This is a genomic window from Pseudoalteromonas sp. JSTW (assembly GCF_013423925.1).
Classification (GTDB): Bacteria; Pseudomonadota; Gammaproteobacteria; order Enterobacterales; family Alteromonadaceae; genus Pseudoalteromonas; species Pseudoalteromonas lipolytica.
Genome location: NZ_CP058973.1, coordinates 372465 through 396013 on the forward strand (window position 1 = coordinate 372465; position 23549 = coordinate 396013).

The 23549-nt window shown below is 41.1% G+C and carries 16 protein-coding genes; 8 read left to right on the forward strand and 8 right to left on the reverse strand.

Annotation, left to right across the window (positions count from 1 at the left end; translation table 11 throughout):
• Positions 1-10: 10 nt before the first annotated feature.
• Together GZH31_RS18015 and GZH31_RS18020 are read left to right on the forward strand one after the other, a co-directional pair.
• A complete protein-coding gene (locus tag GZH31_RS18015; protein ID WP_036972034.1) occupies positions 11-1096 on the forward strand; it encodes an efflux RND transporter periplasmic adaptor subunit in 1086 nt (361 codons plus the stop codon).
• A complete protein-coding gene (locus GZH31_RS18020) occupies positions 1096-4167 on the forward strand; it encodes an efflux RND transporter permease subunit (protein WP_180311896.1) in 3072 nt (1023 codons plus the stop codon). Before GZH31_RS18015 ends, GZH31_RS18020 begins: the two co-directional genes overlap by 1 nt.
• 56 nt (positions 4168-4223) lie before the next feature.
• On the opposite strand, the gene GZH31_RS18025 is transcribed toward GZH31_RS18020, so the two are convergent.
• Both GZH31_RS18025 and GZH31_RS18030 read right to left on the reverse strand, forming a co-directional pair.
• Positions 4224-5825: an amidase gene (locus GZH31_RS18025; protein ID WP_180311897.1), complete on the reverse strand. Its 1602-nt coding sequence runs from the start codon at positions 5823-5825 to the stop codon at positions 4224-4226.
• Positions 5826-6669: 844 nt separating this feature from the next.
• Positions 6670-7581 carry a hypothetical protein gene (locus tag GZH31_RS18030; protein WP_180311898.1) on the reverse strand — a complete coding sequence of 304 codons (912 nt, stop codon included), beginning with the start codon at positions 7579-7581 and terminating at the stop codon, positions 6670-6672.
• Between the two features lie 1507 nt (positions 7582-9088).
• Here GZH31_RS18030 and nosR point away from each other — a divergent pair.
• The 6 genes from nosR to GZH31_RS18060 all read left to right on the forward strand — a co-directional run bounded on the left by nosR (position 9089) and on the right by GZH31_RS18060 (position 16759).
• A complete protein-coding gene (gene nosR, locus GZH31_RS18035; RefSeq protein ID WP_257473729.1) occupies positions 9089-11182 on the forward strand; it encodes a transcriptional regulator NosR in 2094 nt (697 codons plus the stop codon).
• A 43-nt stretch (positions 11183-11225) separates the two neighbouring features.
• A complete protein-coding gene (nosZ, locus tag GZH31_RS18040; protein WP_180311900.1) occupies positions 11226-13118 on the forward strand; it encodes a TAT-dependent nitrous-oxide reductase in 1893 nt (630 codons plus the stop codon).
• Positions 13119-13244: 126 nt separating this feature from the next.
• Positions 13245-14504, forward strand: coding sequence for a nitrous oxide reductase family maturation protein NosD (locus GZH31_RS18045; protein ID WP_244223172.1), 1260 nt, complete (start codon positions 13245-13247; stop codon positions 14502-14504).
• Positions 14497-15417 (forward strand): ABC transporter ATP-binding protein, encoded by a 921-nt coding sequence (locus GZH31_RS18050; protein ID WP_180311901.1) that lies wholly within the window; start codon positions 14497-14499, stop codon positions 15415-15417. The genes GZH31_RS18045 and GZH31_RS18050 overlap by 8 nt, the downstream gene beginning before the upstream one ends.
• The gene (locus tag GZH31_RS18055) at positions 15414-16232 is read left to right on the forward strand and encodes an ABC transporter permease (protein WP_180311902.1); all 819 of its coding nucleotides are present in this window, start codon (positions 15414-15416) and stop codon (positions 16230-16232) included. The genes GZH31_RS18050 and GZH31_RS18055 overlap by 4 nt, the downstream gene beginning before the upstream one ends.
• Positions 16232-16759, forward strand: a complete 528-nt coding sequence (locus GZH31_RS18060; RefSeq protein WP_180311903.1) for a nitrous oxide reductase accessory protein NosL — start codon at positions 16232-16234, stop codon at positions 16757-16759. Before GZH31_RS18055 ends, GZH31_RS18060 begins: the two co-directional genes overlap by 1 nt.
• Before the next feature lie 79 nt (positions 16760-16838).
• Here GZH31_RS18060 and GZH31_RS18065 read toward each other — a convergent pair whose 3' ends face one another.
• The 6 genes from GZH31_RS18065 to GZH31_RS18090 all read right to left on the reverse strand — a co-directional run bounded on the left by GZH31_RS18065 (position 16839) and on the right by GZH31_RS18090 (position 23502).
• On the reverse strand, positions 16839-17075 hold the full coding sequence (locus tag GZH31_RS18065) for a hypothetical protein (protein WP_180311904.1): 237 nt from the start codon (positions 17073-17075) through the stop codon (positions 16839-16841).
• 341 nt (positions 17076-17416) lie between these two features.
• Positions 17417-18349, reverse strand: a complete 933-nt coding sequence (rluF, locus tag GZH31_RS18070) for a 23S rRNA pseudouridine(2604) synthase RluF (RefSeq protein WP_036972045.1) — start codon at positions 18347-18349, stop codon at positions 17417-17419.
• A 90-nt stretch (positions 18350-18439) separates the two neighbouring features.
• The gene (locus GZH31_RS18075) at positions 18440-19522 is read right to left on the reverse strand and encodes an ABC transporter substrate-binding protein (protein WP_180311905.1); all 1083 of its coding nucleotides are present in this window, start codon (positions 19520-19522) and stop codon (positions 18440-18442) included.
• A 45-nt stretch (positions 19523-19567) separates the two neighbouring features.
• Positions 19568-20650 carry a DUF418 domain-containing protein gene (locus GZH31_RS18080; protein WP_180311906.1) on the reverse strand — a complete coding sequence of 361 codons (1083 nt, stop codon included), beginning with the start codon at positions 20648-20650 and terminating at the stop codon, positions 19568-19570.
• Between the two features lie 7 nt (positions 20651-20657).
• Positions 20658-21872: an EAL and HDOD domain-containing protein gene (locus GZH31_RS18085; protein WP_036972050.1), complete on the reverse strand. Its 1215-nt coding sequence runs from the start codon at positions 21870-21872 to the stop codon at positions 20658-20660.
• Positions 21873-21963: 91 nt separating this feature from the next.
• Positions 21964-23502 carry a glycogen synthase gene (locus GZH31_RS18090; protein ID WP_118844855.1) on the reverse strand — a complete coding sequence of 513 codons (1539 nt, stop codon included), beginning with the start codon at positions 23500-23502 and terminating at the stop codon, positions 21964-21966.
• Between the last annotated feature and the right edge of the window lie 47 nt (positions 23503-23549).

The following is a 23549-nucleotide window of genomic DNA, read 5'->3' on the forward strand; positions in this document are numbered from 1 at the left end:
GGAGAAGACAATGAGATTGGCATCCGCCGTGTTATTCACCACTGTATTATGGTCACTTGCGGCATGTACAGAGCAAACTGCGCAAAGCAACGCTGAGCCGGTCATACGCCCTGTTAAACTTTTCAATACCAACAGTCAGTCAGATCAGGCTATTCGTAGTTTTCCTGCAGAAGTCGTTGCCAACCAAGGGTCTTACTTGGCCTTTAGGGTCAATGGTGAATTACTTGAGTTTCCTGCACTTGCTGGCCAACATGTTGAAAAAGGCCAACTTCTTGCCAAACTTGATCCAGAAGATTTTCAGCTTCAGTACGAAGAGCGAAAAGCACGTTTTGAGCTTGCTGATTCGCAACTTGAACGCGTTCAAAAGCTATTTGATCGCTCCATCGCAAGCCAAGCAGAGCTAGACCAAGCACTGGCAAATAAGCAAGTGGCAGAGTCTGCTTTAAAAATTGCAAAAACCAATTTAGATAACAGTGAACTTCGCGCTCCTTTTGCGGGGACTGTGGCAAAAGTTTTTGTGAAGAACTTTGAAAATATCCAAGCAAAGCAAAACATATTACGTCTTGAAACCCGCGACTTAATGGATGTGGTTATCCAAGTGCCTGAAAAACTCATTGCACGCATTGATAAAGACGTTGACTACCAACCTGATGTTATTTTTGATGGCTACCCAGACAAGTCGTACCAACTCACCGTAAAAGAATTTGATACCCAAGCTGACCCAACCACCCTTACATACAAAGTGGTGTTTTCGCTGCCAGTGCCTGAAGACTTTAATCTTCTTGCGGGAATGACAGGCCGTGTTGATATTGATTTAAGCAAAATCACCCACTCACAATCAGCGTATATTCTGCTGCCTGTTGAGGCAGTGTTTTCAGAGCCAACAGAGTCTGAAAAAAATAATAGCTATGTATGGCTGTATGACGAAAACACCGGTTTAGTTCATAAAAAAGCGGTTAAAGTGGGCCAATTACACCGCAACGGTATTGAAGTGCTTTCAGGTATTGAGCAAGGTCAAATGGTGGTTGCTGCAGGTGTGCATTCCTTAGAGGAAGGCATGAAAGTACGTCCATGGCAAAAAGAGCGAGGCTTATAATGAGCTTTGCTGCACTTGCTATTGAGCGAAAAGTTATAAGCTGGATGTTCGCACTGTTTTTGCTAATAGGTGGCACCGTGGCTTATTTTGGTTTAGGGCAACTTGAAGACCCTGAGTTCACCTTGAAAAAAGCAATGGTGATCACTCTGTACCCAGGTGCCTCACCACAACAAGTTGAAGAAGAAGTTACTTTTCCAATTGAAAATGCAATTCAACAATTACCCTATGTTGATTATGTCACCAGTATTTCGTCGCCCGGTAAATCACAAATTACCGTTGAGATGAAAAGTAATTACCGCAAACAAGACCTTCGCCAAATTTGGGATGAATTGCGTCGTAAAATTAACGACCAAGCCGCCGCAATGCCTTCGGGTGTTTACCCAAGTAAAATTATGGATGATTTTGGTGATGTTTACGGTGTGATGTATGCCGTGACCGGTGATGGCTATTCGTATGATGAGTTAAAAGACTACGTTGATTATTTAAAGCGTGAGTTAGTACTGGTTGATGGCGTAAGCAAAGTAACCGTTGGCGGTGAGCAACAAGCACAGGTAATGGTTGAAATTTCAACCCGAAAATTAGCACAATTAGGTATTTCGCCAGACCGTATTTACCAGCTTTTGCAAACCCAAAATAGTGTTTCTAACGCGGGGAAAGTACGGGTTGGCGATGAATCAATTCGTTTACACCCCACCGGTGAATTTAAAGACGTTAAAGAGCTTGAAAACCTTTTAATTTCAAAGCCGGGTGAAAACGAGCTTATATATTTAGGTGATGTTGCAACGGTATTTAGAGAGTATGCAGAAGTACCAAATAACATTATTCGCTTTAATCAGCAGCAAGCACTCCTTGTAGGCGTGTCGTTCAGCACAGGTGTAAACGTGGTTGATGTGGGCGCTAAAATAGACGCGCATTTAGCTTCGTTAGAATACCAACGCCCACACGGTATAGAGATTAATAGTGTTTATAATCAGCCAGCAGAAGTCGAAAAGTCTGTCAGTGGTTTTATTATTAGCTTACTTGAAGCCGTTGCTATCGTCATTGTGGTGTTGCTGGTATTTATGGGCTTTAAAAGCGGTGTACTAATAGGTGTCATTTTACTCCTAACCGTACTCGGCACCTTTATCTTTATGAAGCTATTTGCCATTGATTTGCAGCGGATTTCGCTCGGCGCTCTGATCATTGCGCTCGGTATGCTGGTTGATAACGCGATTGTTGTTACCGAAGGTATTCTTATTAATTTAAAGCGCGGGCAAACTAAACTACAAGCTGCAACCAATATTGTTGATCAAACTAAATGGCCGTTATTGGGTGCAACCGTGATTGCGGTTACTGCATTTGCCCCAATTGGTTTAAGCTCGGATGCCAGTGGTGAGTTTGCAGGTAGCTTATTTTGGGTGTTGTTTATTTCGTTATTACTCAGTTGGATTACGGCGATTACACTCACGCCTTTCTTTGCTGACTTAATGTTTAAACAAGCTACGGAAAAACAGCCTCACCACGATGAAGACCCTTATCAAGGTATTATCTTCAATGTGTATAAAGGTGTTTTGCATTACGCAATGCGTTACCGTAAAACCACCTTATTGCTCATGGTGATCATGCTCGTTAGTGCGGTATTTGGCTTTAAGTTTATTAAGCAATCATTCTTTCCGGCCTCGAACACCCCCATGTTTTATGTCGATTACTGGCATACTCAAGGTGCCGATATTCATACCACGATGGACGGGGTAGCAAAACTTGAAGCGTTTCTACAAGCCGACCCTCTCGTTGAAGAAGTGACCACCACGGTTGGCCAAGGTGCTCCTCGCTTTATGCTGACATACGCGCCAGAAAAGTCATACCCAGCTTATGGACAGTTGATTATTCGTGTACAAGATCGTGAGGCCGTGACAGCCATGATCAAAAAAGTGCGCGACTACCAACATGAACATGTTCTCGATGCGCAGCTTAAAGTTAAACGCATGGAAATTGGGCCATCGACCGATGCAAAAATTGAAGCGCGCTTTTCAGGCGCTGATCCTGTCGTACTTCGTCAGCTCGCTAAGCAAGCAAAAGACATTCTTCATCAAGACGCTGGAGCCTTTAATATTCGTGATGATTGGCGTGCTCGCTCTAAACTTATTCGTCCGCAGTTCAACGAACAAAAAGCACGCCGTTTAGGGATTGCTAAGTCTGATCTTGATCAGCTTTTATTAACAAGCTTATCGGGTAAACAGGTCGGCGTGTATAAAGACGGCACGCAAATGCTGCCCATTATTGCACGCTCGCCTGCAGAAGAGCGGTTAAATGTCGAAAGCCTGCGCGACTTACAAATATACAGCCCTGTATTGGGAGTCTTTGTGCCAGTTACGCAAGTAGTTGATGACTTTGTTGTTGAATGGGAAGACAGTTTAATTATGCGCCGTGACCGAAAACGCACTATCACTGTCATGGCAGACCATGATGTGATTGGTGATGAAACACCTGCGAAGCTGTTTGCCCGTGTCCGCAAAGATATTGAAGCGATTGACCTGCCACACGGCTATGAGTTGCAATGGGGCGGCGAGTTTGAATCAGCAAGCAAAGCACAAAAAGCGATTTTTGGCTCATTACCGCTAGGTTACTTGGCAATGTTTGCAATTACTGTATTGCTGTTTAACTCAGTTAAAAAACCACTGGTTATTTGGGCCACAGTGCCTCTGGCAATCATTGGTGTATCGGCAGGTTTGTTATTAATGAATGCAGCGTTTAGCTTTATGGCACTGCTTGGTTTACTGAGCTTAAGTGGCATGTTGATTAAAAACGGCATCGTATTAGTGGATCAAATTAACCTCGAACTCGATAGCGGAAAAGAGCCTTATCAAGCCGTGTTCGATTCAGGCGTTAGTCGTGTGCGCCCAGTCGCTATGGCAGCGATCACGACTATTTTAGGAATGATCCCACTTTTATTTGACGTATTCTTCCAATCAATGGCGGTCACAATCATGTTTGGGCTTGGTTTTGCGACAGTACTGACACTTATTGTTGTGCCAGTGCTTTATACACTGTTGTTTAAAATTAAAGTACCTAAACAACGCCACAGTAATTAAGTACTCTTATATTTGTGCCTCCCCTGAAAGGATATTTTCAGGGGATGCACTAAAAATTAATTGTATTTGTATCCAATCAATTGCTCTAACCGATACGCAATAGCAATCAACTCTTTTTCACTCAACGCACCACCCGTAATAGAAAGTCCAACAGGCATATGATGCACTTTACCCATAGGCAGCGTTAAATGAGGGTAGCCAGATACAGCCGGGTAAGTAGAAAAGCTGCCCGTGAAGTGATCCCCATTGATACGGTCTATTGACCACGCGGGTGTTAAAGTCACAGTAATAATTGCATCAAGATTGTGTTCTTTAAGCATTTTATCTAAGCCATCTGCTCTGGTTGCTTGATGCACTTTTTGTAATGCTGTTAGATACTTCTGGTCGGTTAACGTTGCTTTTTGCTGCGACTTTTCAAATATTTCTTGTTGAAAGTAAGGCATCTCCTTAGTAGCGTGAGCTTGATTAAACTGGATCAACTTTTCTAGTGTCAGCGATTTATATTCGTTTGGCAGTTGAGCAAGGTAGTCATTTAAAGTCGCTTTAAACTCATAGAGTAAAACATCATAACTATCTTGATAAAAATGATCATATGGCTCTGTCGATAACCCCTCAACTAATAAAGCACCTTCTTGTTCGAGCATCTGTTTAGTCTGGTTAAAAAGTGACTCAACTTGCTCATGAGCAAGTGGCGCAGCATACAGTACACCTAAACGCTTGCCTTTTAATGAGATGGCACTTTGCTCTGGCGTATAGTCATAATTAAGGTGCCCTTTTGCGATGTTTGTTGCGGGATCTTTTTCATCAAAACCTTGCATAACTGACAGTAAAATGGCCGCGTCAATTACCGAGCGTGTCATAGGCCCCGCTGTATCTTGCGTATGAGAAATAGGCACAATGCCATGACGGCTCAATAAACCTACCGTGGGCTTTATACCCACAATACCATTTGCAGAAGACGGACACGTAATAGAGCCATTTGTTTCAGTTCCAATCGCAGCAACACTTAAAAAGGCGGCAACAGCAGCACCAGAGCCTGAACTAGACCCGCACGTAGAACGATTTAAATCATGGGGATTACGCGTTTGCCCCCCAATCGCACTCCACCCAGACGATGAACGTTCAGAGCGCATATTGGCCCATTCACTTAAATTTGTTTTGCCTAAAATAATGGCCCCTGCACGTTTAAGTTTGGCAATAATTGGCGCATCTCTGTGCGTAAAATTATCTTTTAATGCTAACGAGCCTGCCGTTGTAGGCATAGTCTCAGTTTCGATATTATCTTTTACTAAAATTGGTATGCCATGCAAAGGGCCGCGTAACTTACCATGACTAAGCGCTTCATCAAGTTGCATAGCTATGCTTATAGCATCGGGGTTCATTGCAACCACAGCATTTAATTGAGGATTGAGCTCATCGATTTGCTGAATAAAAAACTGTGTTAATTCAGTTGCTGTGAGCTGTTTTTCTTTCATTGCCTGAATTAATTGCGGGATTGTACTTTGTTGAACAAGGTTTTTTAGTTGTTGATTTCTTTGTTCAGAGAGTGGGGTATTTTCTTTTGCAGACACGTTAACTGTAAAGCATAAAGCGGCTAAAAAAACACTTAATGCGAATGCAGGTAAAGCACGAATAACCTGACTAATTCCTGTATACATTTGTCGTTCCTGTTTTATAGAGTGTTGTTGATTGTTATTTTAAAATCGGTATTTACCCATACTTTTATCAAAAATTGCTATTTCTTTACTACACAATGGATTAAACACTGAGCGTTCTCTTGCCCATTACCAGCACCAAATACCCATACTGTTTAATAGTCTAGCCCGACGAAGGTACACGGTGCTAAATGAGTGTTTTAGTCAAATCAGCGATATTGGGCATGCACTGCTTATCTTTTAATTTAACGTCAATCGCGTCAGTTACAAAGCAGCATTTTCAATCAGCGCTTGCTCATAGCCATCACGTTAAATATTCTCACGAAGAAAATTGAGTCTATAGCCTGTGGTATTGATGAAACAGGCACTATGTTGTAATCACTGCCGCCAAGGCATGCCGTTTCTTATTGTTCAAGCAAGTTATCTGGCCGCAGGCCGACTTTGATGATCAGGCAGAGTTCTCCAACACACTCCTTTCGTTTACCGATATTTGGGCAAATCAATTAGGTTACTCTTATTTAAAGCCTTCATTTAATCATCGTTTCGTTCAATTGAAGGCTGTTATCAGGTCTTTCTTTTTGTCACGTTTTTACAAACCTTTATAGTAAATACAAAATAAACACGCCAAGTATTTTATCAACGCACCTAATGATTCCTATCTAGCTGGTTTTGTTGTGTATTCACTCTTCATTTTAATGAACATTTACAATGCAAAAAGTAATATCTGACCCAATTGTTACCACTTACCTACTCTTACCCAATCTAGAGGTTAATTTGAGATAGGCAATTACAGAAATTAGTTACAGTCTCATAAGTGGCAGAATGACCCTTAATTTTGAAGTATAACTCATTCGCAACTTACAGTCGCAGCAACACACTCAGTTCCATTTTCGTTACAAGTTAATTTTGTTGGGCAAGTACTACCTCCACCAAAACTTCCATTTACTGTAACATCTATATTCAAAGTGCCAAGGTATTGGATATAAGACGAAGAGTATACGCCTGACGCATCATGATTCTGCATTTGAAAACTAGACGTAGGGACTAATTGACCATCAGCAGTATATGCCAACCCTAAATCAACAACTTCAAATGTAAGTTCCCCATCTACGAATTGAAAAGCAATTTTGACCTCAATTTTTGTACCATCAGAAAGAGTAAACGTTACTTTTGTATTATTGATTGAATGTGATGCAACACTTGCCAAAACGGCTCTTGATTGGGCACTTGTTTTACCTGCAATAATAGCTGCAGCTGCTTTAGCATTATCTAAGTTTCTAAGAATGTTAGCAGCATTTCGGATATAGAACTCAACTTCTTGCTTGAATGCTTCTTTGGCAAGCAAAGCTTGGTATACATCTTTAAAAGCAAAACGACTATCTAACGTGTATCCGCGGCTAAAGATATCATTTATCTTTTCATACGATTCCCTGACCGATTTTAATTTGCCACTTATCTCACTATCACTAGAATCAACATGAGCATGAACCTCTGTTTCGGAACGATCCTTACCAACATTCACTGGCGTCACATTGACGGTTGTAACCGATAAAATGCCCCCAGTAATATCCAGATAATTAACCTCGTAAACACCAACACCTGAAAGTGAATACATTGATGCAGCATGAGAACTGATTGTTTGATCAGAACAACCGTTACACTTAACCAAATTAACAGAGATAATTTGTGGTTTTTCAGAAGCGTATAATGCGGATGTGAAAAAGTTAAATAAAATAAATAAAACACTGATTTTCTTCATAATAAACACCATCCCTTGTAGCATGAATTAGTAAAATATTTTTATTCGTCAATAAAAATTAGCGCAATTTCAAAACAAATATAAAGAGCAGATATTCTGATGTATGTTTTCGCGATTCATGATTGGCTTGTATTAAATTAATGCAATTATCATTGAATGGAAAATCTTTCGACAGACGTTTTCCCAGAAGTTTCAAATATGGCTAACACGCTGAATAAGAGCATGTTGCTCAAGCACATTACGATAAACATCCTCTTACTTAGAACATATATACATAACGTCTGTGCGGCGAAAAATATCCTTGCTTTTTATTCTCGAAGCGCTTTATTTATTTCTTGATAGACCCATTATTACTTATAGCCACGCTATTCACTGCTTTCTTAATACCGAAGTTGTTTAACGATTGCATAGAGATGGACACCACGTTCTAAAACATCCTCAAGCGCTAACAGCTACATTTGGTCTATTATGAAACTTGCCGCTCTTTATGTTCTCAAATACATTAACTTTTGATTGTATTTTGCGCAACCGAATCAGACCAATTTCTTAAGAAACTAACGTTCTAAACTGTGATAACAGATATACACTATTACATCATTTATCATATGCTAACGCGTTGATTATGGTACTTTGCAAGGTTGTTTTTAAGTTACCATAAAACCTTTCAAGCTCATCATTATTAATGCATGGGCTTATACTAGCTCTAATACTATAGCTAGTAATAAGTTCCGCTCTCTCTTTTTACCAACCCTTGAATCTTAAAGAGCGAAACAATCAGCCCCTCTTTAATCTTGTAATCACTGCCACCAAGGCATGCCGTTTCTTATTGTTCAAGCAGGTTATCTGACCGCAGGCTGTTAAAGAGCATGGCTGACGGTGAAATAAACCGCTTTTTGGTGTTCATCACCTACCCCTTTTTAGTCATGCGGCACGACTGTATTTAATTACCTAAAAGTGTATATACATGGTATGTACGAATGTATTTTAAACACTCTTAAACAGTGATTTTTACACCAATATAAAACGCCATACATTGGGTTAAACACACCAAAACATTGCATTTAAATAAATAATAAAAACCATGCAACCGCTATTTACATGCGATTAAAAATACAAAGGCATGAATAAAAAATCAAATTCAAAACCGATCAATTCTTCTTTACCAGTTTATTTATAAAATCAAGACTAACCCTAACGTACTAAAAAATATTCCTTACACTACCCTTAGTTAGGTACTCCTTACTAGGTATATCATCTCTCTAAAATTTATACTTAAATTAATTATTAAATTTTCTGTAACACATTAACCCCACTCGAAAAAACACATGTAGTTAAATGTTATCTAGTCAAAAATTGATCAAGGTCACTAAAATCATTGTAAAGAAGAGTAAGGTTATTAATGAGAAAAATAAAACAATATAACTTTCCTAAATAAAGCCATTTATAAGGAATTGTTGGTGCTGTTATGAATATAAAATCAACCTGGCTTTTGTACCTCTGCGCGATGATGTTATTTATACTTACATTACCCTGCGAGGCGGTGTTTGTAAGCCCACCAAAAGATCCCATACCATTCATTGAGGAAATTTTTCCTCAAGCGACACATATTGGTGAAAAACAGCGGATATCTAACGACGAAAGTGCGCCTTTCGCATGGGTCGTTTATCAAGACAAAAACGTACTGGGCTACGCTTTTGAAACCAATGATATTGCCAAAATTCCAGCTTATTCGGGCGAGCCAGTGAATATGCTCGTTGCCATTGACCCCCAAGGTAATTATTTAGGGGTGAAGGTATTAGAGCATCACGAGCCGATTATTTTAACGGGTATCCCAGAATCAAAACTATGGGAGTTTACTGATCAATACACGGGCTTACATGTTAGCGATCGCCTTAAAGTAGGAGGCAGCAGCTCAGATAATATCGTCAACATTGATGGACTTTCTGGTGCCACAGTCACGGTCATGGTCATGAATGATGCGGTAACTAAGTCAGCAAAAAAAATCGCCGCACGTTTAAATATAATTGATCTTGAAGCTTTAAATCGCTTACCAATGGCCACTATAAAGCACGATGTTTATCAACCAGCAAGTTGGCAAGCGTTAACGGGTGACGGTTCTATTCGCCGCTTGTACCTAAGTCGAGAGGCCGTTGATGAGGCGTTTGTAGGCACAGAAGCAGAACACATTGATGCAGCTGCTCCTGAACAAAAAAGCGCTATGTTCGCTGAGCTTTATTATGCGCAAGCTAATATTCCTCACATAGGCATAAACTTACTTGGTGAGAGTGAGTACCAATGGCTTATGGCGCAATTAGCCCCCGGTGAGCATGCCTTTATTGTGCTAGGAAATGGCTATTCTTTTAAAGGCTCAGGCTACGTTCGTGGCGGTATTTTTGACCGTATTCAACTTTTGCAAAATGGCGACACCATTTCATTCCACGATTTAGACCACTTTCGCGTCACTGATATTTACGCCACAGGCGCACCCAAATTCAAAGAAATGTCTATTTTTATCGCACGCGCTCACGATGAGTTTAACCCCGGAGCCGATTGGCAATTAGAGCTATTAGTACGCCGTCAAATGGGCGCTATCGACAGCACATTCACGAGTTTTAAAGGCGATTATCATACTTTAGATAAATATGTCAGTCGCCCCGCTATGCCTGAACCCGAAGCTGAATTATCACTGACGCAACAAGTATGGCAAGACAAGCAAGTGGAAGTGATTATTCTGCTGTTCCTCATGCTTCTATTAGGCGCTACCTTAATATTTCAGGATATTCTGGTGCGTCACCCAACCTTTTTACACAATTTCCGACACATATTCCTTGTCGTGGTGGTGGTGTTTATCGGCTGGAGCTGGGGCGGACAACTCTCTGTAGTGAACGTATTCACTTTTTTACAAGCACTGATGTCTGATTTTTCGTGGGATTTATTTTTACTCGACCCCGTTATTTTCATTCTTTGGTGTGCTGCTGCGGTGACCATTATGATGTTCGGGCGCGCCGTATACTGTGGATGGTTATGTCCATTTGGCGCTTTGCAAGAGCTACTAAATGTATTTGCACGCTATGTGAAGCTGCCGCAAATAGAGCCCCCTTTTGCAGTGCATGAACGTTTATGGGCCATTAAGTACCTTATTTTACTGGCTTTATTCGGCATGTCTCTTGACTCTATGGCTGTTGCAGAGCAAATGGCTGAAGTTGAACCATTTAAAACCACCTTCTTACTCAAGTTTGATAGACAATGGCCATTTGTGTTGTATGCCCTGTCTTTGCTGGTAATTAATTTATTTAACCGAAAATTCTTTTGTCGCTACTTATGCCCATTAGGCGCAGCGCTCTCTGTGGGCTCTAATTTACGCTTGTTTAGTTGGTTAAAACGTCGGCCTGAGTGTGGTCAGCCATGTAAAACCTGCGCTAAAGAATGCGAAATACAAGCTATTCACCCTGATGGTTCAATCAATATGCGCGAGTGTCACTACTGTCTTGACTGTCAAGTCACCTATTTTAATGAACAGAAATGTCCACCTCTAAAGAAACTTGCCAGGAAGAAGAATAAATTTCAGGAAAAAGAAATACCCACGGTGGACGTTAGCTAACTACGCCCATCACCAAGCACAATGAAATAACCGGAGGAAGTCCATGAGTGATAGGAAAAAGCTCCCAGAACAAAAACAGCTGAAAGACGAAAGCAGACGTAAGTTTTTTGCTAAAAGTGCTTTATTAGGTGCAGGTGTAGTTGCAGCGCCTATGTCAGCTACTATGTTCGCATCAATGGCTAAGGCACAAGCCGCAGAAGCAGGCAGTAACAGTGCCACTGTTCACCCAGGTGAACTAGATGAATATTATGGTTTTTGGAGTGGAGGCCACTCGGGGGAAGTGCGTATTTTAGGTATTCCGTCAATGCGGGAACTCATGCGTATTCCTGTTTTTAATACCGACAGCGCAACAGGCTGGGGTCTCACGAATGAATCTAAACGCATCAAAGGCGACAGCTCACATCTGCAATGTGGTGACTCACACCATCCACATATGAGTATGACTGATGGCCGTTACGACGGTAAATATGTGTTCATTAACGACAAGGCCAACAGTCGTGTAGCACGTATTCGCTGCGATGTTATGAAGACCGATAAAATGCTAACCGTTCCTAATGTTCAAGCAATCCATGGCTTGCGTGTGCAAAAGGTTCCATACACTAAATATGTGATCTGTAATGGCGAATTCGAAATTCCCATGAACAACGATGGCAAAGCATCAATGGACGACATTAGCACCTATCGTTCATTGTTTAATGTGATTAATGCCGAAACCATGGAAGTCGCATTCCAAGTAATGGTGGATGGTAATTTAGATAACACCGACGCCGACTTTGACGGAAAGTATTTTGCATCAACCTGTTATAACTCAGAAATGGGGGTCACACTCGGTGATATGATCTCATCTGAACGTGACCATGTTGTTGTATTTAACTTACCGCGATGCGAAGCCGCCATTAAAGCAGGCAAATTTAAAACCTACAATGGCAATAATGTCCCAGTGTTAGATGGCCGTAAAGGGTCAGCACTCACAGCGTACATTCCGGTTCCTAAATCACCACATGGTTTAAATACCTCACCCAATGGCGACTATTTTGTTGCTAATGGTAAGTTATCACCGACTGTTTCTGTGATTTCAATTAAGAAACTAGATGACCTATTTGATAACAAAATTAAGCCTCGCGACACCATCGTTGCAGAACCTGAACTAGGCTTAGGGCCACTTCATACCGCATTTGATAACCGTGGTAACGCTTACACCACGCTGTTTATCGACAGCCAAATTGCGAAGTGGAGCGTTGAAGATGCTATCAAGGCATACAATGGTGAGAAAGTGAACTACATACGTCAGAAGTTAGATGTTCACTATCAGCCGGGGCACAACCATACTTCTCAAGGTGAAACCCGTGATGCAGATGGTAAATGGCTTATTGCACTGTGTAAGTTCTCAAAAGATAGGTTCTTACCTGTCGGGCCATTACGTGCAGAAAATGATCAGCTCATTGATATTTCAGGTGATGAAATGAAGTTGGTTCATGATGGCCCAACTTTCGCTGAACCTCACGACTGTATCATTGTTCACCGCTCTAAGGTGAAGCCAAATAAACTGTGGGAGCGAAACGATCCTTTCTTTGCCGATACTATCGCAATGGCAAAAGCAGACGGTGTTAATGTTTACGCTGATAACAAAGTGGTTAGAGACGGCAAAAAAGTACGTGTCTACATGACCTCAATTGCACCTAGCTTTGGCATGACTGAGTTTAGAGTAAAACTAGGTGACGAAGTCACTGTGGTTATTACTAACTTAGACCAAGTTGAAGACGTGACACACGGTTTCTGTATGACCAATCATGGTGTGCAGATGGAAGTTGCACCGCAAGCAACGGCATCCATAACGTTTATCGCTGATAAACCGGGTGTGCAGTGGTACTACTGTAACTGGTTCTGTCATGCACTGCATATGGAAATGCGAGGCCGCATGTTAGTTGAAGCGTAAGCTTCGTATTTGGGTATGGGACTTTCCCATACCCTTTATCGTTACAAATAGAAGGTTTATTGAGTGCAGTTAATTTGGTTACACCGTTTATGTGGAGCAATACTGCTCTGTTTTTCATGTTATTCGTTGGCAGTGAGTACGCGACTCTCTGCAGCTGATGATTTACAAGCGCAGTTAGACAGCGCAAAAGCAGGCGACACAATTGTTTTAACGAAGGGTATTTACCAAGGAAATTTTGTTGTAAATAAAGCCATCCACCTTATTGGTGAAACAGGTGCTGTCATTGATGCTTTAGGCGAAGGCCACGCATTACTGTTAAAAAGTTCACATATTTCGATTAAAAACCTCGAGATAGTGAATTGGGGAAATAACTTAACCGAACAACATTCCGGTATTTATTCAGATCAAAAAGCAGAGCAACTAATGATTGCCAATAACCACCTTAAAGGCGATGGTTTTGGTATTTGGTTACAAAAAGGCCAGCATGTACAGGTTTTAAATAACGTGATTGTTGGCAATAAAGCCCTGCGTTCAGCAGATCGCGGCAATGGTATTCAGCTCTCCAATGTGCAACATGTACTGGTTAAAGGAAATGATGTCTCTTACACGCGCGATGGCCTGTACATAATATCAAGCCAAGATAACGTATTAGAAAATAACACGCTTCATGATCTACGCTATGGCGTTCATTACATGTATTCCCACGACAATAAAGTACTCAATAATAACGCATACAATACACGGGCTGGTTATGCCTTAATGAGCTCGCGCAATTTAGTGATCCAAGGTAATCGAACGACTAACAGTGAAGATTATGGGTTACTAATGAATTTTATTACCTCGTCAGACATCCTAAACAATCACATTTCTAATGTGTGGACCAAGCCCGAAAACAAAGTATTAGGGCGAGACGGAAAAGGCTTTTTTGTATACAACTCAGCGTATAACAACATTGTCGATAACGTGGTTGATACCACAGAAATTGGTATTCACCTCACTGCAGGCTCTGAGCATACGCAAGTATATGGCAACAGCTTTATAAATAACCCCACGCAAGTCAAATACGTTTCCAATAAAAAACAAGAATGGAGTCACGATAGCCGCGGTAACTATTGGAGCAATTATTTAGGCTGGGATATGAATAATGATGGCGTGGGTGATGTTGCCTTTGAACCCAACGATGGAATTGATAAATTGGTTTGGCAATACCCAGAAATGAAAATGCTAATGGATAGCCCATCGGTATTAACACTGCGCTGGGTACAACGCCAATTTCCTGTATTAAAGCCTGCTGGTGTTAAAGACAGCTACCCATTAATGCGCTCCCCACACTCACCTCATGTTATTAAATCGCAGAGTGATATCAAGGACAAACAACATGACTAACACGCCCGTGGTTTCAATGAACCAAGTAACAAAAAGCTATGGCAATCTCACAGCAGTCAATAACCTTAGCTGCGAGCTCGCGCCCGGTGAAGTGCTCGGCCTTTTTGGTCATAATGGTGCTGGCAAAACAACCATGATGAAACTCATTCTGGGTATCACATCGCCAACAAATGGCCGTGTCGATGTACTCGGTGCTAAACCAGACTCCAAAGCCGCATGGCATATTCGATCCCAAGTCGGTTACTTGCCTGAAAATGTCAGTTTTTATGAGCATTTAACAGGAATAGAAGTACTCAATTACTTTGCAAAACTGAAAGGTTTTAACAAACAACACGCAAAAGATTTAATAGCGCAAGTAGGATTAACAGAAGCAATGAACCGCGCGGTTAAAACATATTCCAAAGGAATGCGTCAACGTTTAGGACTTGCCCAGGCATTTTTAGGTAAACCTAAATTACTATTACTAGATGAACCAACGGTTGGGCTTGACCCGGTTGCAACAACTGAATTTTACCAACAAGTTGACAACCTTAAAGCACACGGCACCAGTATTATCCTGTGCTCTCATGTGTTACCAGGGGTTGAGCGCCATATTGACCGTGCGATTATTCTGAGTAAAGGGCAACAACTTGCTTGCGGTAATTTAGCCAGTCTACGCGCACATGCAAACTTAGATATACGCATTAAAACTCGCGGTGTTTCCCCCTCTGAGCTCGTTAATGACTCACAATTAATGACCCATGTTGAACTCTGTCACGATACCGATTTATTGGTAAAAGACGAGAATAAAATGAATGTTCTCCGCGAGCTCGTTAAATACCGTCATTTAGATGATATACACATTGAACAACCCGATTTAAATCAGGTTTATCAACAAATTTTATCTCAAGCGCCACAAAAGGGAAGCATATGAAATCAGTCTTCACTGTTGCTGCAAAAGAGTTTAGCGATGGTCTTCGCAACCGTTGGTTGCTCTCAATTACAATTATTTTTGCCTTATTATCAGTAGGGCTGACCTATTTTGGCTCAGCGGTCGCAGGTGAAACAGGGTTAACCTCAACCTCGACCACTGTAGCAAGCTTAGCAAGTTTAGCTGTTTTTATTATTCCTTTAATCGCCTTGTTACTCAGTTACGACAGCTTTGTAGGTGAGCTAGAAAGTGGCACCTTACTCTTATTACTTACCTACCCTATCAACAAAACCCAATTACTAATGGGAAAATTTATAGGGCAAGGAAGTATCATTGCACTGGCAATTTTAATTGGCTTTGGTGCATCTGGTGTCATTTTATATGCCCATACTCAGCAAACTGAAATTATTACTGTATTTTCATTATTCATAGCCAGTGCCGTTATGTTAGGTCTTAGCTTCATTGCCATTGCCTTCATAATTAGTATCTCGGTGAGTGAAAAGTCAAAAGCTGCCGGTGCTGCTTTAATCGTCTGGTTTATTTTCGCACTCATATTTGATCTCGGTTTACTCGCCCTTCTCGTAGGCACTGAAGACGGTATAAGCCAACAATCACTCACGTTTATGATGATGTTGAATCCCGCTGATATTTTTAGATTAGTGAATCTAGCAGGCTTAGACAGCGCCGATGTAAACGGGGCTCTTGCTATTGCAATACGCTCAAGCCTGTCGCTTACTCAATTACTTTGCGTGCTCGTCGCCTGGGTTATCTTGCCATTAATTTTAGCCATCACACTATTTACTAAAAAGAGAATGTAATGAACGTTAAAACCTTACTGCCGATACTGCCACTTCTATTCATGCTTTTTGCCTGTGGGGAGAGTGAAACTAAACAAACACCCAGCCAAGCAGTTGCAATTGAAGCAACCGATGAATGTCATTTATGTGGTATGTTGATTTCTGAATTTCCAGGCCCGAAGGCTGAACTACTGCAAACTGATACGAGCTCGGGCTCGGGCTCGGGCTCGGGCAAAAAAATACATAAGTTTTGTTCAACACGAGATATGTTCAGTTACTACCTAGAACCTGAAAACACACGTAATGTAAGCGATATTTTTGTACATGACATGAGTAAAACACCCTGGCATAAACCCGCCGATAATTACTTTATAAATGCGCGAGAAGCTTGGTATGTTGCGGGCTCATCTCAACAAGGCGCTATGGGGAATACATTGGCCAGTTTTGCAACTGAACAAGATGCGATAAGCTTTCAAAATGAATTTGGCGGACATGTCATTCGTTTCGAAGATATCACACACGCTATTCTAATGCCTGCTCATCATTAAAAATGATAAAAGCGATACGCAATCTACCCATGTAAATCAGGTAGATTGCTTTTATGTACACGATACTTTTTCTAGTTTACTAGCTTCTGACAACAGTTCCCAAAGATTCACGGTGTTGAAGTAATTCATCAAAGCCTTGCTCATGTAATTTAGCAACGAGCTGTTCAAGCACGTCATCTTTTTGAGGGGCTACGGGCTGTGTTAATAGCAAAGAAGTAAGATTACCAAACCCAGGATGCTCAAAATCAGGATTCTCAAGGCCATGCTGGCTCTTAACGTTAACAGCATAAGTGCAGCATAAGGTGTAAATTGCCAATTCATATTGTCGAACTCAAAAAACATCTTACTTGGTGGCGATACAACCTGAGCGACTAGATCATCACATAACTGATTTAGATAAGCGGTGATTTTTGTTAAGTCAGTGCTATCCCAGTTATCTAAAATAGCTTGGTATGCAAAATCATCAACTACTGGTTTTAAGATATTGCCACCAGCTATGTTATCGAGAACGTAAGCTAAATCGACTTAAAACTATATAAGAAGCAATATCTGGTACAAAATTGGGGGTTAAGCGATAAGTACAGTGTTGTTGGTGAAGCGCGCACCAACAACACATAATAGTTGAAGATAAAATTGAGCAAAACGCCGTTATAGCGTTTACTTTTTCAAACTTAATGTGCCAGTACGTTTTGTGCTACTTCGCTTTATTTGGTTTGACCTAGGTTTACCTTGATTCGCTTTATTCGAGCCTGGTTTTGAGTCTGTGCGGCCTTTTTTAACATAGCTCGAAAAGTCGCGTTTTTTCTCGCCTTCTGAACGTGGTTGAGGCGTTCTTGGCTTAGTTGGCTGTTTATTATCGTCAATTGAACGTTCCTCTGTTTTACCCGAGTCGGCAATTGAGTTATTAATTTCAGCCATCTCTTGCTCAGTTAAATGGCGCCATTGCCCCACTTTTAAGCCTTTTAACGTCACATTCATAATACGTGTACGTTTAAGCGTGACCACTTCGTAGCCGAGGTATTCACACATACGGCGAATTTGACGATTTAGCCCTTGCGTTAACACAATAGTAAACTGCTGTGGGCCAGTTTGTTTCACTTTGCACTTTTTCGTCACGGTATCTAAAATTGGAATACCATTTGCCATTTTGTTTACAAACTGACGATTAAGTGGCTTATCGACAGTGACTACATATTCTTTTTCGTGGTTATTGCCCGCTCGTAAAATCTTATTAACGATATCGCCTTCATTGGTCAAAAAGATTAAGCCTTCAGATGGGCGGTCTAATCGACCAATTGGGAAAATACGCTCAGGATAATTAACCGCTTTTACGATGTTACTTTGAATTTTTCGCTCAGTGGTACAGGTAATACCAACGGGTTTATTATATGCAATATAAACACGTTTCGGTTTGGCTTTGAGTGGTTTACCATCAACAAGTACTTCATCAGCATCACTGACTTTAACACCCATTTCTGGCAAATTACCATTAACAGTAACACGACCTTCCTCAATATATTTATCAGCCTCTCTGCGCGAACAAAACCCTGTTTCACTGATAAATTTATTTAATCGTTTTAACTCTGTCATGGCACACTTCTGTCTTAATTTTAAAGCCGCTAGTTTATACCAGAACCCTATAGCACGCTAGGCAGATTAATCTTCGTTTAACGGCTCGCTTTAATGCAGTGCAGGTTTTTCGGTGAGCAACGTCTGCAATGTGTCAAAGTCAAACCGATACTCTGCATTGCGAGTATTGCGCAGCAAAAAAGCATCGAATGGAATAACTGACCAGTCCGTGATATCACTAAGCCAATGGTAACTTGTCACATTTTGGTTCGTGATCACGCCTAATTTAAATTTAATTTCATGATGAGTTTGCCAATATGGATGACCATTGTGATGATCGACCAAACTAATTAACGCCCACGCCCCCATCATAAAGTACCCACCTACACTGGCTGTTAAGCGCCCTTGTTCAATTAACCTTAAGTTGTCATCAAGCCAGTCTATGCCGCCGATAAAATAGCGTTTTCCTGACTTTTCTTTAACTGCATCAAGTGCGCCCAGTGCCATTAAATCCGATGCACACCAAATAACATTCGTTTGTGGGTAACGATGCAATAGACGGCGCACTTTTTCAGTGGCTTCGGTTTTATTCCAATTTGCATAAACAACTTGCTCAAGCTCGACATGTTGGGTTCGTAAATAGTGACTTAAACCATTACTGCGAGTATCTGATTCAGTCCCATAGTGACCGTTAATGGCCACAAATTTGGGTTCTTGTTTTGCTTGTTTAGCATTATCAAACAATGCTTTTCCTAATTGGATACCCGCTTCAAAATTATCGTGATAAACCTCTGCGAGCCAATATTTAAAATGCTCTGAGGGTTTACCAATTTGCTGACGCTCTGCGCCGAGGATGGTTTCTTCTAATGTGATGAACTTTATCTTGTGACTTTCAAGTAAGTTCATTGATTGCTCTGCTCCCCCAGGGTAATTAATCAGTACGACATAGTCGGGAGTGGCGTTGTATTTAAGATAGTGTCTGAGCTCTTCTAGCTGAATATGCCGATTGCCACCACCGTAAATAATATCAAGCCTGACGTTACTGTGTGTTGCCGCAGCTTGCATTACTGCTGTGACTTTTTGCCAAAAAGGCTCCGCTTTTACCGAGGGATTTACAAATAGCACCGAAAATTGCTCTACAGCAAAAAGTGGTAAAGAGCAAAGCAGTATTAAAACACTCAATATAACCCGCATGTTCATTCCAGCACGTTATTTTTTAAAAGTATAGTATACGGGTAATTATCGTGACAGTTTTCGCCACACGGTCTCACACGGACCGTATCGAAACAGTTGAGTATATACTTTGCAAAATACCAGCTGAAAGACAACCACACCCGCAATAAGAAGCCAATAATTAATGCGATCAAAGCTCAACACCCACTCAGGGAACATGACTTTAAAACACACTAAAAATATCACGGTTTGCATTAAGTAAAGGGTTAAAGACATACGCCCTGCTTGTTGTAATACTAAACACTTTTCGGGGTTATTCTTAACGTATTTTACGAGTATATGAATATACAACGTTGCCATCGCAAGTGCTGCAAACCAAGAGAAAGGCTCAGCCAATGCGACCATAAGTACATGTGTATTTGGTTCAACCGCTAATCGTAAAACGGTAAAGCCCAGCGCTGCAGGCACAATAAAGTTTAACTGTTCTCTAGTAAGGCCATTTTCGAAGATCTTTTGTTTATACAAATACATCCCAATCAGCATGAGCCCGCCAGCCATCCACAGCGTAATAAGCGGAACAGCTATAATCATGATGATAAACATCAACACATTACTCATAAAGCCCGCTAAATAGGATGAAAATGCCGCATTGTATGCCTCTAAAAAAGCCGCAGAGTCACGCGTAACAGGAAGCAGTTCAGGTTCAATAAATGCCAATAAAAAAGAGGAGAGTGCACCGAGTAGCAGAAATAGCATGCCCATTCTTACTATTTTATCATTCGGCTCATGGCTGAACTTGAGTGCCAACCACCCTGCACATGCATAAATGAATAAAATATCACCCGCCCAAAGTAAAAACCCATGGGCCAACCCTATAAACGCTAATACTTTTAAACGCTTATGCAATGCATCTATGCTTTGCCAGCGCTGTAATTGAATTGTAAGTGCTGCGCCAAACAATAAACAAAAGAGGGTTCGAAACCGGCCATCAATAAAGACTAAGTTAATAATATTTATAAACTTATCCGCCACAGAAGGTGTTGCACTTGTTACATAGCCATACTCAAAAACACCAAAGTAATAGGCATTCATGAACATTAAACCCAGTACCGCAATCCCTCTTAACACATCCATATTAATATTGCGCATATATCACTTATAAATTTTGTCTGCAGCTATCGCTCCAATTTACAGCATTTTCATATATTTTGGGAAGGTCTGCGCTTTCTATTGTTAAAAAAGCCACTGCTTGTTCTAATGCCCACCAGCTTCCAGTTTCGTAGGCTTTAACTGTTTCGAGAATATAATAAAGAATGTTCTTTTCTTGCATTAATGCACTGTGTATTTCATCTGGAAATGGTAAACGTTCAAGCAACTTTTCCATTGGTTGGTCAAGAATAGCATCGAGTAATGAAAACAACCCTGTTAAAAACGCTTCTCCGGTTTGCTGCTTAGCCACACGCTGTGCTATTAGCTCACAAAATCGAGCTCTTACAACACAAAGCCGCGTGAGCTCGGCAGGTTTAGTTTGTGCGCTATGTGCAGTAATAATTAAGCTAACAAACTTTTTCAGTCGTTCATGACCAAGATAAACAAGCGCTTGTTTTAACGAACCTATTTTACTTTTTATAGGGAATACACCACTGTTTATTAAGCGTAAGAGCTTATAAGCTAAAGCAGTATCTAGCGAGAATAACCCCGCTATTTCGCTAATATCGGGGTCTGGACGCATGACTTCAGCATAAATTGATAAAACCAATGCGTAGTTATAATCAATATCACGCTGTTGGATCATGGTTGGTTTGGCAAAGAAATAGCCTTGAAAAAAGTCAAACCCCATTTCGTAGGCTTTTTCAAAATCATCTGCCGTTTCGAGCTTTTCTGCTAATAACTTTATTTTTTTGTGTTTTTTTAATTTTTTAACTACGGGTAGAATTTCTTCAAATGGGGTTTGTTTTACATCAAACTTGATAAGTCGAACAAGCTTTAAAAAGCGGTCCCACTCGGGCTGGTACACGAAGTCATCTAAGGCAAGTTTATAATTGTTATGAAATAACTCACGACAAAACGCATAGTTTTCATCGGTAGGCTCCATCGTTTCTAGCAGCTCGATAACGACATCTTTCGTTGGCAAAAAAGCACATAGATCCAGTTTTAAAGACTCTGGACCTATATTAATTAATGCTTTTTTGCCCGACGTGATATGGCGGGTACCTAAATTGAGCTGATTTTCCATAATGAGACGTGCCGTTGCGGTGCTTTCTGACACGTTTGGAAAACTGTTTTTTTCACTATCGCGAAATAGTAGCTCATAGGCGACAACTTGTTGACGACGATTAAAGACCGCTTGCCTAGCAACAAATACAGCCACTTTACCTGCTTTTTATCATTTATATAACACTAAGTAATTAATAGCGGAAATTGACATAAAAGTCACTTAATTGCCATGAATCAGGGTGTTTTTATTGATATAAGTACGATAAATAACCATCTGCGACTGATTGCCACGAGAAACGCGCATTTTTAGCCTGTTCACAAATTCCTTGCCACTTTTTAGGATCTGCATTTTTTAGCGCAAGCGCTTCAGTAAAACCAGTAATAAGTTCGTAACTTTGAGCGGTTAAACTCTCACCTTTAAAACTAAATCCCGTTTCAAGGTGCTGCACAGTATCACGAAGTCCACCGACACCATGCACTAGACACGGTTGACCTGCGCGCATGGCGAGCATTTGACTAATACCACAGGGTTCAAATGAACTGGGCATTAAAAACAGATCGCCTAAATGATACAAGTACTCGCCAACAAAATGAGCGTATCCTTTCAAAAATAATAAGTTATCTTGTCGGGCCATGACTGTGGTCATCACTTTTTCAAGTTCAGTATCACCTGAGCCAAGAATAATCATATACCCATCATGTTGCTTTAAACGCTGGCATAATTCATCTAGCACTAATGCTTTATCATACGGCTGACAAAGCAGGAGCACTTTTTGATCTGTTAATCGCCCAACACTCGTCACTAAAGGGCCAGAGAAAGGCTGTGTTTTAAACTTAAGCACACGCTGATGTGCAATATAATGCGCTGAGTCAAGCTCAGACGTTTTTGCCATCCACTGAAAAAGTGCCGACTCAGCGTGCTGATATAAATGAGCAAAACTGACATCGGATAGTTCATCACCTGGATACTCACACCCGTTTAGAATGCCTACTACACGGCCTTGCTGATATGCAGCTTGTAAATCAAGCTCGAGCCCTTCTCCGCCAAAAAAGCCATTAACAGGATCGCTTGGTTTTAGCACCTCTTGGCAATATGTGGGTGATACTAAATGTATTTTATCAACCAAGTTAATCGCTGTGCGCATTGGGTTGAAACAGTCGGGGTAACGTGGATCACATAACTTTTGGCCATCATAACCCAAGCTTGGAAACCACGCTTCTAAACTCGAAGTATCCCCTTTAAAAGGACGGATCCCTTGCAGAGCAAGGTTATGTACGGTGTAAGCTAAAAATAAGGTGGAGAAATCGTTATAGCGACTATCTGTTTTAAGTAACAACGCAACACACGCACTATGCCAATCATGTAAATGAATAACATCAGGCTTACAAATGAGTCCTTGTAATAAGGCTTCGCACACAGCGGCATTAAATAAGGCAAATTTACTGGCATCGGTTGCAAATGGGCGACCTGCCTCGTCATTACAATAAACAGCGCCATGGTGACGGCTAAATTCCCAATGAGAAATAACCAGCTGTCTAACCCCTTTCTGAGAGTGAGCAAGTTGCCACACTTCGAGTTGTTGCATGTGTCCGGCAAACGCCACATTGACCACACCTAGGCTATGACGCTCTAAATCGTGAAAACCATAATCGGGGATCACCACATCAACTGTCAGCCCCTTTTCAACAAGGGCTTTAGGACAATCTCTTACGACATCGGCAACACCACCTACTTTTGCATTCGGTAATGCATCATTCTCTGCAGCAACCATCAATACATGCATGCTTTGCCGTACTCCTTTTTACTTCTATTTTTTATGCTGGGGGGTGA